Below are 14,217 nucleotides of genomic sequence, written 5' to 3'. Positions count from 1 at the left end.
GCGGCGCGTCCGGCCGACCTCACTGGGCCAGCCGGACCAATCCTATTGGGGGTCGATGGGGTGTTTCCCTACTTGCAGGTGGAATCGCTGGTCAGCGCGACGAACGACTGGCTGACCCAGCGCCGGTCGCTCAGCATCCGGTAGCCGTTCTCGACGCGGCCCTGCGCGTCGGTGACCGCGTCACGCGGCATGGTCGAGACGATCGGCTGCATGTCACCGGGCCCCGACCGGACGTTGAGGATGTCCGCCGTCACCGTGATCTTGCAGATCTCCGACCCCTTGTCACTGCCCATCGGCTTGCCGCCGTTCACCGCGTACATGACGCCGGCGACCCCGAGCACACCAATGACGATCATTCCCCGAACCGGAACACCCAGCATCGCGACGCCTCCGCACAACACAAGCCCTGGAACAGCAGATATAGCGGCTGGAGGGCTGGAGTGGACGGCTCGGCGCGGCAACCACCCGCAAGAGGAACCGACCGGGTGACGCCCAACGCGAAAGGCCACCCCGGTGTGACCGGGGTGGCCTTCTCACGTACTCGAATCAGGCGACCGTCAGAACGACGCCATCTTCTTCTTGAGGTTCTCGTCGAGCGCGCCGAGGAAGTCCTCGGTCGTCAGCCACGCCTGGTCCTTGCTGATCAGCAGGGCCAGGTCCTTGGTCATCTGACCGGCCTCGACGGTCTCGATCACGACCTCCTCGAGCGCCTCGGCGAAGCGGATCACCTCGGGGGTGTTGTCCAGCTTGCCGCGGTGCATGAGGCCACGGGTCCACGCGTAGATCGACGCGATGGGGTTCGTGGAGGTCGGCTTGCCGGCCTGGTGCTGGCGGAAGTGACGCGTCACGGTGCCGTGCGCGGCCTCGGCCTCGACCGTCTTGCCGTCCGGCGTCATCAGGACCGACGTCATCAGGCCGAGCGAGCCGAAGCCCTGCGCGACCGTGTCGGACTGGACGTCACCGTCGTAGTTCTTGCACGCCCAGACGTAGCCGCCCTCCCACTTCATGGCAGCGGCGACCATGTCGTCGATCAGGCGGTGCTCGTAGGTGAGGCCCTTGGCGTCGAACTCGGCCTTGAACTCCTCGTTGAACACGCGCTCGAAGATGTCCTTGAAGGCGCCGTCGTAGGCCTTCAGGATCGTGTTCTTCGTCGACATGTAGACGGGGTAGCCCCGCTGCAGGCCGTAGGAGAACGAGGCGCGGGCGAAGTCCTCGATGGACTTGTTGTAGTTGTACATGCCCATCGCCACACCGCCCTCCGCCGGGAACTCGGTGACGACGTGCTCGATCGGGTCCGAGCCGTCCTCCGGCTGGAACGTGATCGTGAGCTTGCCGGCGCCGGGCACCTTGAAGTTGGTGGCCTTGTACTGGTCACCGTGGGCGTGACGGCCGATGATGATCGGCTTCGTCCAGCCCGGGACCAGGCGCGGCACGTTCGAGATGATGATCGGCTCGCGGAAGACGACACCGCCGAGGATGTTGCGGATCGTGCCGTTGGGCGAGACCCACATCTTCTTGAGGCCGAACTCCTCGACGCGCGCCTCGTCCGGCGTGATCGTGGCGCACTTCACGCCGACGCCGTGCTTCTTGATGGCGTTCGCGGCGTCGATCGTGACCTGGTCGTCGGTGGCGTCCCGGTGCTCGATGCCCAGGTCGTAGTACTCCAGAGTGACGTCCAGGTACGGGTGGATCAGCTTGTCCTTGATGAACTGCCAGATGATCCGGGTCATCTCGTCGCCGTCGAGTTCGACGACGGTGCCCTGAACCTTGATCTTGCCCATAATCCTGGGCGCTCCTCTCGCGACGATGCAAGCAGGACAAGCGTACTGGTAAACCGCCGTCCTGTGCCTGCGACCCTGGTTACATCGATTCAATCGGCGCCACGCACTGCGCCATTGGTGTGAACCGTAGTCCTCTCGCGCACTGGTCACCACGAGAGAGGGCCCCACCAGGCACAAGTCGATCTTCTTCGCCGTTGAACGAGTTTCGCTCCGGCGGCGTTGAAGCAACGACTACTGTCAGCACGGTCGGGTGATCACCGGAAAGGGCGTAAGTGTCAACTGGGCCAACACATGCGATGAGCGGGCTGCTCGCCTGGAGCGCCGTCACCGCGATCGCGTCAACTCACCCGATCGGCCAACTCTCGCCGCAGAGCTGGGCCGTTGGCGCGGTTCTCGCCACTGGCGCGGCACTTCTGCCCGACCTGGACCACCCCGGATCGACCATCTCGCGCACGTTCGGAGCGCTGAGCAGCGGGCTGTCCGCGGGCATCAACGCGTTGAGCAGCTTCGTCTACCGGACAACGCGGCTGAAGCGGGATTCCAAGCGAGACGGCGGACATCGCGGTCTCACGCACACGCTCGTCTTCGCGATGTTCGCCGCCGTCTTCACCGCCGCGGTCATCCAGAACAGCCAGAAGTGGGCGCTGCCCGTGCTGATGTTCGTGTTCGCCGGTCTGGCGGTGCGCGGCATCATGAACGACTGGTGCCCCAAGCAGGACGCGTTGCTGATCACCGTGGTGTCGGCGGGGATCACCTGGGCGATGATCGCGTGGACCTCGCAGACGGACGCGTCCGCGGCGGCGTGCGGGATCGCGGTCGGCATCGGGTGTTTCGCGCACTACATCGGTGACGCGATCACCGAGCAGGGCTGCCCGATCCTGTGGCCGATCCCGATCATGGGCAAGACGTGGTTCCCGGTCGCGCCGCCGAAGATCCTGCGGATGAAGACCGGTGGCGTCGTGGAGATGGCGATCGTCGGGCCGATCGTGACGATCCTGTCGATCTGGCTGGGACTCGCGGCGTTGCAGGGCACGGGCGCGCTGCCGTTCCTGGACTGGGTGGACCTGCTTCCGATCTAGTTCACTTCGCGTCCACCTGCACCTCATCCGATCGGCCTAGCCTCCACGGACCCCGACCCGTCGTGTGGAGGATCAGCCATGTCCGAAGTAGCCCGCAGACGCTTCCTGCAGGGAGTCGGCGTGCTCGGCGTGGCGGGAGCGCTGGGCACGGGAACTGCTTCGGCGACGTCGCGCTACCAGTGGCTTTCCGGTGATCACCACACGCACACGCAGTACTCGTACGACGGCATGTACAGCATCGAGCAGCAGATCCGCGGTGCGTTGCGGCACGGCACGGACTGGCTCGTGATCACCGACCACGGCCACGCGTCGCACGAGGCGCACTCGGTCGAGGCGACGGCGGCGGATCTGCAGCGCGCCCGGCGGAAGTTCCCGCAACTGCTGCTGTGGCACGGGATGGAGTGGAACGTCCCCGGCGCGGAGCACGCGACGCTGTTCTTCGAGGACTGCCGGGACGAGGCCGGGGTGCTGCGCGACTTCGAGCGGCAGTTCGACTGGCGGCTGAACGGCGCCGAGGCCTCGACCCCGGCGAACGAGAAGAAGGCGCTCGACGCGATCCGGTTCCTGCAGACCAAGATTCGCAACGGCACGATGAAGTCCGCGCTGGTGTTCGTGAACCACCCGATGCGCAACGGCCGGGTGGCGCCCCACGAGTTGCGGAACATGCGTGACCTGGCTCCCGACATCGTTGTCGGGATGGAGGGCGCACCGGGAGCGCAGGGCGACGGCGACCCGTTGCGCGGTCCGGGCGGCCACCGCGGCGGGTACGCGAACAGCCCCGGCTCGAACTCCTACGCGCCCTATCCGCCCGAGGCCTACAAGACCTACGGCGGCTTCGACTGGATGACCGCGAAGGTCGGCGGTGTCTGGGACTCGCTGCTCGCCGAGGGTCTCGGCTGGTGGATCACGTCGAACTCCGACTCGCACTTCAACTCGCGGGACACGATCGTCCGCGTGCCGGAGCCCGGCGACCAGTTCGACCTGACCGGCAAGCACCTCGACGCGATCGAGGGCGAGGTGCCCCAGGTGCTGCCGCCCTACGTCGACTTCTTCCCCGGCGAGTTCTCCCGGACCGTCGTCGGCGCCACCCGGCGGACGCGCGGCGCCGTGATGGAGGGCTTGAGGGCGGGTCGAGCGTGGGTTTCGCACGGCGGGCTGGTCGATGATCTTCAGTTCCACGTTTACGCGTCCGGCGGAACCCAGACGATGGGCGGCCGTTTGCGCGTCCGGCGCGGCTCTGACGTGACCGTGCTGGTCAAGGCACGTTTGGCAACCCGCCCCAACAGCGCCGGATTCGTGCCACGATTGCGCCGTTTGGACCTCATCAAGGGCGCGGTAACCGGACGATCATCATCTGAAACGTTGGCCACGCCACATGTGAAGGTCGAGCGATCCTACGAGCCGCGCTGGCACTATGCGGTCTTCACGCACACGTTCCGCAACGTCCGGGAGCCTTTTTACCTCCGATTGCGCGGAACCGACGGCAACCGCGGCGCGTTCGAACCGCAGGCGGACACACCCGGAGCCGCGAACCCGTGGGAGGACCTGTGGTGCTACACCAACCCGATCTTCGTGGAGGTCAGGTGACCAGCACCTTCGTCGGCATCGACGCCGGCTATGAAAACCGCTGGGAAGCGGAGAAGATCGCACTGGAGCTGCACGACACCGTGCTGACCACGGCCCGAACGGTCGCGGTGCACGAGGTCGACAGCCATTTCGCGATGTCCTTCCTCCTGCCGGTCCCCCCGTCCGACGCAGTGGTGAACTCACTAGTCGCGCAGGGTTTCGGCGTCTCCGTACGCGGTGCTTCCTCAGCACGTCAGGTAGGCCCGGAGGCGCTTCGAGTAGGCGCCTCCACTGCTGCTGAGGCCCACCAGTACCGCCGCGAGGGGCGCGCTCTGCGGTACCAAGGCCAACGGTCGTTGCGCGGCCGTCATGGCGTGTCGGACATCCTCGCGTTCACGGCCATAGAGGTCGTTCTGCCGCGCGGAACCCACACGGTCGACACGCGCGGGAACCTGACGCCGTTCTTCCGCGACGGCAAGTTGGTGCTGGTCATCGACTAGGTTTCGGGGTGTGCGTGACATCGCTGTCTTCAGTGGTTCTGCCCATCCCTCACTCGCCGCGGAGATCTGTGGCCATCTCGGTGTCGAGCTCTCACCCAGCCGCTTGACGCGGTTCGCCAACGACTGCCTGGAAGTGCAGTTGCAGGCGAACTGCCGGGAGCGGGACGTGTTCCTGATCCAGCCGCTGGTACCCCCGGTGCAGGAACACCTCGTCGAACTCCTGCTGATGCTGGACGCTGCCCGTGGCGCCTCCGCCGCGCGCACGACCGTCGTCCTGCCGCACTACGCCTACGCGCGTTCGGACAAGAAGGACGCGCCCCGGATCTCGATCGGCGGCCGCCTGGTCGCCGACCTGATGGTCGCCGCGGGTGCCTCACGGGTGCTGGCGATGACGTTGCACTCACCGCAGGTGCACGGGTTCTTCTCGGTGCCCGTCGACCACCTGCACGCCCTGCGCGAGCTGGCCGCGCACTTCTCCCAGTACGACCTGTCGAACACCGTCGTCGTGTCGCCGGACCTGGGCAACGCCAAGGAGGCCGCGCACTTCGCCCGGATCCTGGGCCTGCCGGTCGCGGCCGGCGCCAAGCAGCGGTTCGCCGACGACAAGGTGCAGATCCAGACCGTGATCGGCGAGGTGGCCGGGCGCGACGTGATCGTGCTGGACGACGAGATCGCCAAGGGCTCGACCGTGGTCGAGCTGATCGACAAGCTGCGGGAGCGCGGCGCCGGGCCGATCCGGGTGGCCTGCACGCACGGGCTGTTCTCGTCCGGGGCCCTGGACCGGTTGCAGGCGTTCGAGGACGTGCTGGAGATCGTCGCCACGAACACCGTGCCGATCCCCGCCGACAAGGCCGTGCCGAAGTTGAAGGTGCTGTCGATCGCGCCGGCGATGGCCGAGGCGATGCGGCGGATCAACGTCGGCGAGTCGGTGTCGACTCTTTTCGAGGCTCCCTGACCGTTTGGCATGTAACGGGCGGTTCCACGCGGGCGACTTGCCGATCGGACAGTGAGCGTCAACGCCGCCCGAAGGGCAGGTCCCCGCGTGAGCACGCCTGATTCCGACTTCACACCCGAATCGTTCACGTATGCCGCCCAACAGATCGTCGCCGGACAACTCCTTTCGGACCCGGCCTCTATCTTCCTCTTCAGCTTCCTCCAGAGCATGTCCGCGCTTTCAGGACCTTTCAGTGAACTGCTCGCCGTGGCTTACCTGGGGCAGATCATGCCTCCCGCCGAAGCACATGACGTCGTACGAACGTTGAACGAACTTCACCTGATCCACGAACACCACGATCCAACGGCCGCCGATGTCGTCCACTACAAGATCGACGAGCGGTTTCTCGGCCAGACGAGCCTGTTCACCCGGCATGGGAACCGCGTGCAGATCTCGTACGAGGATGAGTCGCTCAATGAGCGGCGGGAGGAGATAGCGCTCCTCCGAACTCACCTGGCCATGCTTCTCCTTGAGCGCGATCAGATGGCGGCCCCTTCCGAAAGCGACACGGCGTGGCCGACCCGACTGCGGAACTGGTTGGCGACGAAGCTCGACGCTGGGGGTGGTCCAGGCGCCGAAGCACGGCTCATGGGCTCTTCGATCGACCGGACCACCGACTCGTTCAACGAGATCCTCAACATGCTCGGTCCCCCGCCCGAGGCGACCGGCCTACCAGTCGTCACTCCGATCGCGCCAGTAGGTGTGTCGTGACCACGCCAAGTGCCAAGAAGAGTTCTTGGACAGATCTCTCCCCGTGGGACAAAGCTGCGCAGTGGCACGCCAAAGCACCCCACATCTCGGACAAGCTCATCGAACTCGCCGAGGAGCACGCGCGAGCTCAGTGGGAACTCGAAAAGGTGCGCGAGCAACACGCGCAGCGGATGGACCTGCGCCGCTGGTGGGCCCAGATCGCGATGCTGGGGATGGGCCTCTGCAACGTCGTCGTCCTCGCCTTGGTCGCATGGCACTACGCCGACACGGGAAACGTGGTGCCGGGCCTGACCATCTTCGGAGCCGGTGCCGGCCTGACCGCAGGTGCGTTCGGCGCCGGTCACGCGCTGAGTCGGCGCGCACCTACTTCAGGTGCGCGAGTGCCCTGATCAGCCGGTCCCCCACGTCGGCGGGTCCTGGCATCTTGCGCACCACGGCCCGCTGGTGGGCGAGGCCGTGCAGCCCGAGCCACAACGCCACCGCGTCGCCGAAGAGGTCGTCGCTGCCGTGTGCGATCCCCTGCTCGACGCACGCGCCGAGCACCTCGACGAGCAGCGTGAACGCCGCCACGCCCAGTGAGTCGAGGTCGGCGTCGGTGATCGACGTGTCCTCGACCGACGGGGTCCAGAGGCCGCCGAACATGATCCGGTAGCGCTGCGGGTGCGCCTGCGCGAAGTCCAGGTAGGCGTGGCCGATCGCGAAGAGCCGTGCGCGCGCGTCCGGGCCCGCGTTGTCGTTGGCCTCGCGCAGGACCGCGGTGAGCTTGTCCATCTCCTGCTGGACGACGGCCAGCATGATCGACGGCTGGTCCGCGAAGTGCGGGTAGATCGACGGTGCCGCGATCCCCGCCTTGCGGGCGACCGAGCGCAGCGTGACCGCGCGTTCGTCGCCGCCTTCGTCCAGCAGCGCGACCGCCGCGGTGATGATCTCTTCGCGCAGCTTCCCGCCTTCGCCCCTGCGGTTGCGCCTGCGCGGTTCCGTGTTCGTCACGGCCGTAACCATACACCTGAAAGTTTATAGGTGTTAGGCCTTGCGCTCTTAGACTTACGGGCGTTAGCTTATGTCCGTAAGCACAACCGAGACGCCAAGGAGCACACGATGAACGCCACGACCTCCACCACCCGCGCCACCGAGATCGTCCTGCCGGGCGTGGTCGAGCCCGCCGGCCTGCACGTCCAGGTCCGCGACCTGCCCGCGCCGGGTGCCGGCCAGGTCGTCCTGCGCATGGAGGCCACCGGGGTCTCGTTCGCCGAGCAGCAGATGCGCCTGGGCAAGTACTACGACCAGCCCGCGTTCCCGTTCGTGCCCGGTTACGACGTCGTCGGCACGGTCGTCGCGGCAGGTCCCGGCGTCGACCGCGACCTGCGGGGGCACCGGTTCGCCGTCGTCACCAAGGTCGGCGGCTGGGCCAGCCACCTGATCGTCGAGGCCGCCGACCTGGTGCCGGTGCCGGACGGCGTCGACGCGGCCGCCGCCGAGACCGTCGCGGTCAACGGCGTCACGGCGTGGCAGATGATGTACCGGACCGCGAAGGTGAAGCGGGGCGACACGATCGTCGTGCTGGGCGCGAACGGCGGCGTCGGCTCGACGCTGGTGCAGCTCGCCCGCCACGCCGGCATCAAGGTGATCGGCACGGCCTCCGCCCGCCACCACGACGCGGTCCGTGAGCTCGGCGCGATCCCCGTCGACTACCGCGACCCGAACATGTACGACCGCATCCGCGAGCTGGCGCCCGAAGGCGTGGACGCCGTGTTCGACCACGTCGGCGGTCCCGGCGTGCACGAGTCCTGGAAGCTGGTCCGCCGCGGCGGCACGCTGGTCAACTACGGTTCGGCCGCGACGAAGGACGAGCAGGGCAACGGGACGCTGCCGGTGCTCAAGAACTTCGGCCAGCTCGCACTGTGGAACCTGCTGCCCAACGGCAAGCGCGCGGGCTTCTACAACTTCTGGGCCGGCAAGCGCTTCCGCACGGCCACGTTCCGCGCTCGTCTTCGCGACGACCTCACGCAGGTGCTGCAGCTGGTCAAGGCCGGCGCGCTCAAGCCGCAGATCGCCGCGCGCATCCCGCTGTCGGAGGCCGCCTCCGCACTGGTGCTGGCCGAGTCGCGCACCGTGCTGGGCAAGGTCGTCATCGTTCCGGAGCCGTGAGCAGGCAGGGCTGCCGCCAGTTGATCGTGGCGGCGGCGACCGCCCTGGTCGACAGGGACGACGCCGTGACGCTGCGGGCCGTGTCCCGCGAGGCGGACGTCCCCACCTCGGCGATCTACCAGCAGTTCCCCGACGTACCGGCGATCCTGCTGGCCACGTGCCACGAGGCCTTCCGCGAACTCGAAGCCGCCGTTCTGGCCGCACCCGACGCCTACGCGGCAGGCCTCGCCTACCTGGACTTCGCCGTCCTGCACCCCCGCCGCTACCGCGTGATGTTCGGTGCGGCCGATCTCTCCGAGCAGGCGTGGCGGCTGTTCACCCGAGTCGTCGCCGATCCCGACCGCGCCATGACGTTCTGGCTGGGCCTGCACGGCCTCGCCGACCAGCGCGCCTCGATCCGCCGCTCGCCCCAGTTCCTCGTCATCGCACCACGCCTGATCAGTTCACTCATCTGAGCTCAGCCGACTTCCGGGAGTCCCCACCATGAACGCCACCGCTGTCCGCACCGCCACCGTCGCGTCCACCGAGGTCGACAACCGCGCCGCCTACCTGGGTTTCGCGTTCGCCTACGTCTTCGGTCACGGCGCCGCGGTGCTGTCGAAGTCCGGCGCGGTCCTGATGCCCTCGTGGCTGCCGATCGCGCTGCTGGCCACCGGCCTGCTCGCCGGCACGGTCTTCGCCATGACCGCGTCGCTGCGTGCCCAGCGAGCGGCCTCCGACGTGCGGCGACGAGCCGAGAAGCTGGTCGGCACTGCCTGGCTCACCGGCTTCACCGCGCTGGCGTTAGCGGTCACCGGCGTGAGCACGGTGTTCGACAAGCCAGAGCTCCAGACCGTGCTCTGGCCCGCCGGCTCGACCATCGTCGTCGGCCTGATCTACATCGCCGAGGGCGCCATCCGCGGCAACGCCCTGCACTACAACCTGGGCACCTGGCTCATGCTGGTCGCCGCCGCGACGCTGTTCGTGCCGGGAGCCGGTTTCTTCGGCGTGCTGGCCGTGCTGGGTGGCGGCGCCTATCTGGTCGCCGCGTTCCTGGAGCCTCGCCGCCTTGCCGCGTAAGGCTTTTACAGCTGCACTCGCACCGTGACACGACCTTTGTCGTCACGGTGCGAAGTCGCGTGTCCGGTCCGTTCGCCGCCATCGAGTTCGAGCGTCAACGGACCGCCCTCGTCTTCGAAGTTGCGCCACCACACCTTCGCTTCCGGCATCATCACGCGGATCTCGACGACGTCGCCTTTGCGTTGGTAGCCAACGGGTGTGCTGATCGTCCGGCCGGACCGCCTGCCCGTGTAGGTCACAACCGTGAGCCCCTTGCGCACGAGCTTCCCCACGAGCGGCGCGTCACGCAGTCCGACGATCCACTTGTTGACCGTGCGCACCATCGGTCCCTGAACTCTCATGTGTTCCAACGTAGCCTGGTAAGTGGAGACCCCCGTCCACTTGAGGCGAAGTGAGAAGAAGTGACCGCTGAACCGTCTCAGATGCGCGCCGACGCCCGCGAGAACCGGGCAAGGGTGCTGGCCGTCGCCCGCGACCTGTTCGCCGAACGCGGGCTGGAGGTGCCGATGGCCGCGATCGCCCGCCGTGCCGGAGTCGGCGTCGCCACGTTGTACCGGCGCTTCCCGACCAAGGAATCGCTGGTCATGGAGGCCTTCACCGAACAGTTCGCGATCTGCCAGGGCGTCATCGACGACGCTTTGCGCGACCCGGACCCGTGGCGCGGGCTCTGCACGGTGATCGAGAAGGTGTGCCTGCTGCAGGCGGCCGACCGCGGGTTCACCGCCGCGTTCACGGCCTCGTTCCCCGAACTGCACTCCGAGGTGCGCCACCGGACCTGGGAGGACTTCGGCGCGTTGGTGCAGCGGGCGAAGGACAGCGGGCAGTTGCGCGCAGACTTCTCGCCGCACGACCTGACGCTGGTGCTCCTGGCCAACGGAGGGCTTTCCGGCGTACCGGTGGAGGTCGCGACAGCCGCGTCCCGGCGCCTGGTCGCGTACCTGCTGGAGTCGTTCCGGAGTGGCACGGACGTGCTGCCGCCGCCCGTGCCGCTCAGCCTGGACCTCGTGCTCCGTTAGCCGGGGTGGGCGCCGACGGTGTCGCGGATCATCGCGCCGAGGTCGGCGGAGCCCATCCGCGCGCAGTGGGCGCAGCAGAAGAACTTGCCCTCCACCTCCACGCCGTGCCCGATCACGCGGCAGTCGCAGTGCTCGCAGCGCGGCGCGAGCCGTTGGATCGCGCACTCGAAGCTGTCGAACGTGTGCACGCCGCCGCCGACGGTGCGCACCTCGAAGGCCATCCAGTACTCGTTGCCACAGACGTCACAGGTCGCCATGCGCGGAAGACTGCGACAGGTCGGCCGGGTCGGCAACTCGAACGTCGAGCAGCGCGACCAGCGTCTTCGGGGCAATCACCCGATAGGCGTCCTCGACGAGATCGGCGACGACGTCCCAGTCGACCGGCACGTCCAGGTACACGCCGAGCCAGCCGCGGTGGCCCACGTAGGGCGGGCGGAAGTAGTTCTCGGGAGCCTGGGCGATCAGGGTCTCCTGGACGCCGGGGCCCGCCGCGCACCAGAACGCGCTGCGGTCGTCGTGGTGGTGGTCGGCCGAGGTCACGAAGGTCTTCTTGCCGCGGACGAACCAGGTGGGTTCGCCGTGACTCAGGCGTTCGGTCACCTCTGGCAACGCGACGCAGAGGCGGCGCAGGTGTTCGAGTGCGTCCACCCGAACATCCTGCGCCATTTTCGGTGTGTCAGCCGGTGCCGGCGCGAATCGCGCTGATCAGCTCACCGTTGGCCGTGTCACCGGAAAGCTCCCAGAAGAACACGCCGCCCATGTTCTGGCCGCTCGCCCACGAGATCTTGCTGCGGACGGTGGCCGGGGTGTCGTAGCTCCACCACTGGCTGCCGCACTTGGCGTACGCGGTGCCGGCGACGGTTCCGTTGGCGGGACAACGGGTCTTGAGGACCTTGTAGTCCTCGATGCCCGCCTCGTACGTGCCGGGTGCGGCGCCGGTCGCCGTGCCGCCGGGTGCGGCCTGGGTGACGCCGGTCCAGCCGCGGCCGTAGAAACCGAGGCCCAGCAACATCTTGCTCGCCGGAATGCCCTTGCCCTTGAGCTTCTGGATCGCCGCGTCGGTGTTGAAACCGGCCGTCGGGATGCCGGGGTAGGACGTGAGCGGCGAGTGCGGGGCGGTCGGGCCCTGCGGGTTGAAGGCGCCGAAGAAGTCGTACGTCATCGGGTTGTACCAGTCGACGTACTGCGCCGCGCCCGCGTAGTCGGCCTTGTCCAGCTTGCCGCCGGCGGACCCGTCCGCGCTGATCGCGGCCGTCACCAGGTTGCCGCTGCCGAACCTGCTGCGCACAGCCTGCATCAGCGTCTTGTAGGAGTTGAAACCGCTGGTGTCACAGGTGAGTCCGCACGCGTTGGGGTACTCCCAGTCGATGTCGATGCCGTCGAACACGTCCGCCCAGCGCGGGTCCTCGACGAGCTTGTAGCAGGAGTCCGCGAACGCCGCCGCCGCGCTCGGGCTGCTCGCCGCCTGCCCGAACCCGCCGGACCAGGTCCAGCCGCCGAAGGAGAACAGGACCTTGAGTCCCGGGGTGACCGCCTTGAGCTTGCGCAGCTGGTTGAAGTTGCCGCGCAACGCACCCGCGTCCCACTTGTCCGCCGTACCGTCCACAGAGGACGCGGCATCGTAGAACTTGTCGTAGTCCGCGTAGGCGTCGCCGAGCGCGCAACGGCCGCCGCTCACGTTGCCGAACGCGTAGTTGATGTGCGTGAGCTTGCCGGCCGAGCCGGACGAGCGGATGTTCTTCACGTGGTAATTGCGCTGGTAGACGCCCCACTGCACGAAGTAGCCGACGACGCGTTTCGCGATCGCCTGCGAGCCGATCTCCTGCTGTGGTGCGGCTTGTGAAGCCGGTGCCGCGAGCGTGGCCGCCGTCAAGAGTGCCGTTGCCGCCGCGATGATTCTGCGCCTGAACATAGCGGTCTCCTCGATGGGTGACTGCGCGGCGGCGCTGCTCTCAAGCTAGGTGGACTAGACCACTGACGTCAACAGCTGAACCGGCGACACGGCAGAGCCGTACGAGGAAGAGGAAAGGCGGGAGCCAGTGAACGTTCCGAGCGGGACCGGCCGGATTCGAACCGGCGTTCTCCCTCCGTTCGGAGGGCGCGTCAACCACTGCGCTACAGGCCCCTCGCCACCGCGCTCTTCACACTAGTCGGCGAACTGCGGGCCGTATGCCCTGCGAAAGTGTTGGACCCAATAAGGTTCACGGACCAACCCCGAACTGGACGGTGTCGTGCCCGGGATCGACTACTACGAGTTGCTCGGTGTCAACCGGGGCGCCAGTGCCTCGGAGATCAAGTCGGCCTACCGCTCTCTCGCCAAGGTCATGCACCCCGACGCGGGTGGGACGTCTGGCGGCTTCCGGCTGCTCCAGGAGGCCTACGAGACGCTGAAGGACCCGGTTCGGCGCGCCGACTACGACCGCCCCGCCAGGCCCGCGCCGACGGTCGTCCGCCCGCAGACACGCCCGCGACCTCGCCGAACAGGCCACACGGGCCGTCTGCGCGACTTCGGCGACGACCCGAACTACGCCGCGCCACGCCCCCGCGTCGACCTCGGCTCGATGGAGTGGTGGCACCGCATCGACCTCGGCGCACGCGTCCGCTACGTGCCCGCCACAGGCCTCGGCCACGCCCCCGCGGCGGCCGCGATCGGTGGGTGGTTCGTCCTGCTCATCCCGTTGGCGATGCCGCTGTCACCGCTGCTCCTCGTCGTCTGGCTGCCGCTCGTGGCGGGCGCCGGTTACGGGGCGTTCCGACTGGTGCGCCGCTACATGACGGTCGCGCGGGCCGAAAGGGCGTTCGCCGGCGAGTACGACGGCAACACGATTTTCGGCCGTCCGGGTGAAAACAGACGCGAACGGCTGACCGCCGGATTGCTCACGGAGTACATGACGCAGCTACCGGGCGTGCGCATCTTCCACGGCCTCGCCTGGCCGGGCTCGGTCTTCACCGACGTCGACCACGCCCTGCTCTGCGGCCGCCGCCTGGTCCTGATCGAGTCGAAGTCGTGGCTGCCCGGCCACTACTACTGCGACGAGGACGGCGAACTCTGGCGCAACGGCCACCCGTTCCGCGGCGGCGGCTCACAACTGCTCGACGGCGTCGAACGCTTCGCCGAACTCCTGCCGTGGCTGGAGATCCGCGGCGCCCTGATCGTCTACCCGAGCCGCGCCGGCGAGGTCACCTGCGACGACGACCTCGACTTCGAGGTGCCGCCGATGACCCCGGAGCAGTTCGTCAGCGAGATCGGCGACTGGCTGGCCGACGACCCGGCCACCGTCGACCGCGAGGCCCTGCGCGCCCTGGTGCGCCAGGTGATCTCGGAAGTCCGTGTGGCCGGCGCCTAGCTCCCGGACGACCCAC

18 protein-coding genes and 1 tRNA gene are annotated in these 14,217 nt (G+C 67.8%); 11 read left to right on the top strand and 8 right to left on the bottom strand.

Annotated elements, in window-relative coordinates; all coding sequences use genetic code 11:
* Window positions 1-68 precede the first annotated feature (68 nt).
* Window positions 69-356, bottom strand: coding sequence for a hypothetical protein (locus ACH413_RS31565; protein WP_093591502.1), 288 nt, complete (start codon window positions 354-356; stop codon window positions 69-71).
* A gap of 201 nt (window positions 357-557) precedes the next feature.
* Window positions 558-1,781, bottom strand: coding sequence for an NADP-dependent isocitrate dehydrogenase (locus tag ACH413_RS31560; RefSeq protein ID WP_319975034.1), 1,224 nt, complete (start codon window positions 1,779-1,781; stop codon window positions 558-560).
* A 272-nt stretch (window positions 1,782-2,053) separates the two neighbouring features.
* Between ACH413_RS31560 and ACH413_RS31555 the strand changes: the two genes are divergently transcribed.
* The 6 genes from ACH413_RS31555 (at window position 2,054) to ACH413_RS31530 (ending at window position 7,020) form a co-directional block, all read left to right on the top strand.
* Window positions 2,054-2,860 (top strand): metal-dependent hydrolase, encoded by an 807-nt coding sequence (locus tag ACH413_RS31555; protein WP_360044448.1) that lies wholly within the window; start codon window positions 2,054-2,056, stop codon window positions 2,858-2,860.
* A gap of 78 nt (window positions 2,861-2,938) precedes the next feature.
* Window positions 2,939-4,447, top strand: coding sequence for a PHP domain-containing protein (locus ACH413_RS31550; protein WP_360044451.1), 1,509 nt, complete (start codon window positions 2,939-2,941; stop codon window positions 4,445-4,447).
* Window positions 4,444-4,926 (top strand): hypothetical protein, encoded by a 483-nt coding sequence (locus ACH413_RS31545; RefSeq protein WP_360044454.1) that lies wholly within the window; start codon window positions 4,444-4,446, stop codon window positions 4,924-4,926. Before ACH413_RS31550 ends, ACH413_RS31545 begins: the two co-directional genes overlap by 4 nt.
* A 10-nt stretch (window positions 4,927-4,936) precedes the next feature.
* Window positions 4,937-5,881: a ribose-phosphate pyrophosphokinase gene (locus tag ACH413_RS31540; protein ID WP_360044457.1), complete on the top strand. Its 945-nt coding sequence runs from the start codon at window positions 4,937-4,939 to the stop codon at window positions 5,879-5,881.
* 87 nt (window positions 5,882-5,968) lie between these two features.
* A complete protein-coding gene (locus ACH413_RS31535) occupies window positions 5,969-6,631 on the top strand; it encodes a hypothetical protein (protein WP_360044460.1) in 663 nt (220 codons plus the stop codon).
* Window positions 6,628-7,020 (top strand): hypothetical protein, encoded by a 393-nt coding sequence (locus ACH413_RS31530; RefSeq protein WP_360044463.1) that lies wholly within the window; start codon window positions 6,628-6,630, stop codon window positions 7,018-7,020. Before ACH413_RS31535 ends, ACH413_RS31530 begins: the two co-directional genes overlap by 4 nt.
* On the opposite strand, the gene ACH413_RS31525 is transcribed toward ACH413_RS31530, so the two are convergent.
* Window positions 6,995-7,621, bottom strand: coding sequence for a TetR/AcrR family transcriptional regulator (locus tag ACH413_RS31525; protein WP_360044466.1), 627 nt, complete (start codon window positions 7,619-7,621; stop codon window positions 6,995-6,997). The two genes, ACH413_RS31530 and ACH413_RS31525, sit on opposite strands and share 26 nt — an antisense overlap.
* A gap of 108 nt (window positions 7,622-7,729) precedes the next feature.
* Between ACH413_RS31525 and ACH413_RS31520 the strand changes: the two genes are divergently transcribed.
* Genes ACH413_RS31520 through ACH413_RS31510 form a run of 3 tightly spaced genes read left to right on the top strand, consistent with a single transcriptional unit; the run spans window position 7,730 to window position 9,838 of the window.
* Window positions 7,730-8,779 (top strand): medium chain dehydrogenase/reductase family protein, encoded by a 1,050-nt coding sequence (locus tag ACH413_RS31520; RefSeq protein ID WP_360044469.1) that lies wholly within the window; start codon window positions 7,730-7,732, stop codon window positions 8,777-8,779.
* Window positions 8,776-9,234: a TetR-like C-terminal domain-containing protein gene (locus tag ACH413_RS31515; protein WP_360044472.1), complete on the top strand. Its 459-nt coding sequence runs from the start codon at window positions 8,776-8,778 to the stop codon at window positions 9,232-9,234. The genes ACH413_RS31520 and ACH413_RS31515 overlap by 4 nt, the downstream gene beginning before the upstream one ends.
* A gap of 28 nt (window positions 9,235-9,262) precedes the next feature.
* Complete coding sequence (locus ACH413_RS31510; RefSeq protein ID WP_360044475.1) at window positions 9,263-9,838, top strand: ABC transporter permease; 576 nt, start codon at window positions 9,263-9,265, stop codon at window positions 9,836-9,838.
* A 5-nt stretch (window positions 9,839-9,843) separates the two neighbouring features.
* Here ACH413_RS31510 and ACH413_RS31505 read toward each other — a convergent pair whose 3' ends face one another.
* Complete coding sequence (locus tag ACH413_RS31505) at window positions 9,844-10,161, bottom strand: nitroreductase/quinone reductase family protein (RefSeq protein ID WP_396425390.1); 318 nt, start codon at window positions 10,159-10,161, stop codon at window positions 9,844-9,846.
* 78 nt (window positions 10,162-10,239) lie between these two features.
* Here ACH413_RS31505 and ACH413_RS31500 point away from each other — a divergent pair, with 78 nt between their 5' ends.
* A complete protein-coding gene (locus ACH413_RS31500; protein WP_360044481.1) occupies window positions 10,240-10,854 on the top strand; it encodes a helix-turn-helix domain-containing protein in 615 nt (204 codons plus the stop codon).
* Here the strand turns inward: ACH413_RS31500 and ACH413_RS31495 are convergent.
* From ACH413_RS31495 to ACH413_RS31480, 4 genes are all read right to left on the bottom strand, one after another.
* On the bottom strand, window positions 10,851-11,111 hold the full coding sequence (locus tag ACH413_RS31495) for a hypothetical protein (protein ID WP_030478439.1): 261 nt from the start codon (window positions 11,109-11,111) through the stop codon (window positions 10,851-10,853). The genes ACH413_RS31500 and ACH413_RS31495 overlap by 4 nt on opposite strands.
* A complete protein-coding gene (locus tag ACH413_RS31490; protein WP_360044484.1) occupies window positions 11,098-11,520 on the bottom strand; it encodes an MmcQ/YjbR family DNA-binding protein in 423 nt (140 codons plus the stop codon). Before ACH413_RS31490 ends, ACH413_RS31495 begins: the two co-directional genes overlap by 14 nt.
* Window positions 11,521-11,530: 10 nt before the next feature.
* The gene (locus ACH413_RS31485; protein WP_360044487.1) at window positions 11,531-12,766 is read right to left on the bottom strand and encodes a glycoside hydrolase family 18 protein; all 1,236 of its coding nucleotides are present in this window, start codon (window positions 12,764-12,766) and stop codon (window positions 11,531-11,533) included.
* Between the two features lie 141 nt (window positions 12,767-12,907).
* A tRNA-OTHER gene (locus tag ACH413_RS31480) sits at window positions 12,908-12,980 on the bottom strand.
* Between the two features lie 105 nt (window positions 12,981-13,085).
* Here ACH413_RS31480 and ACH413_RS31475 point away from each other — a divergent pair.
* Window positions 13,086-14,201 carry a DnaJ domain-containing protein gene (locus tag ACH413_RS31475; protein ID WP_360044490.1) on the top strand — a complete coding sequence of 372 codons (1,116 nt, stop codon included), beginning with the start codon at window positions 13,086-13,088 and terminating at the stop codon, window positions 14,199-14,201.
* The last annotated feature ends 16 nt before the right edge of the window (window positions 14,202-14,217 follow it).

The sequence above is a fragment of the Lentzea sp. NPDC020367 genome (assembly GCF_044387305.1).
In the GTDB taxonomy this organism is placed as follows: Bacteria; Actinomycetota; Actinomycetes; order Mycobacteriales; family Pseudonocardiaceae; genus Lentzea.
This window is presented reverse-complemented; position numbering and strand designations above follow the sequence as displayed.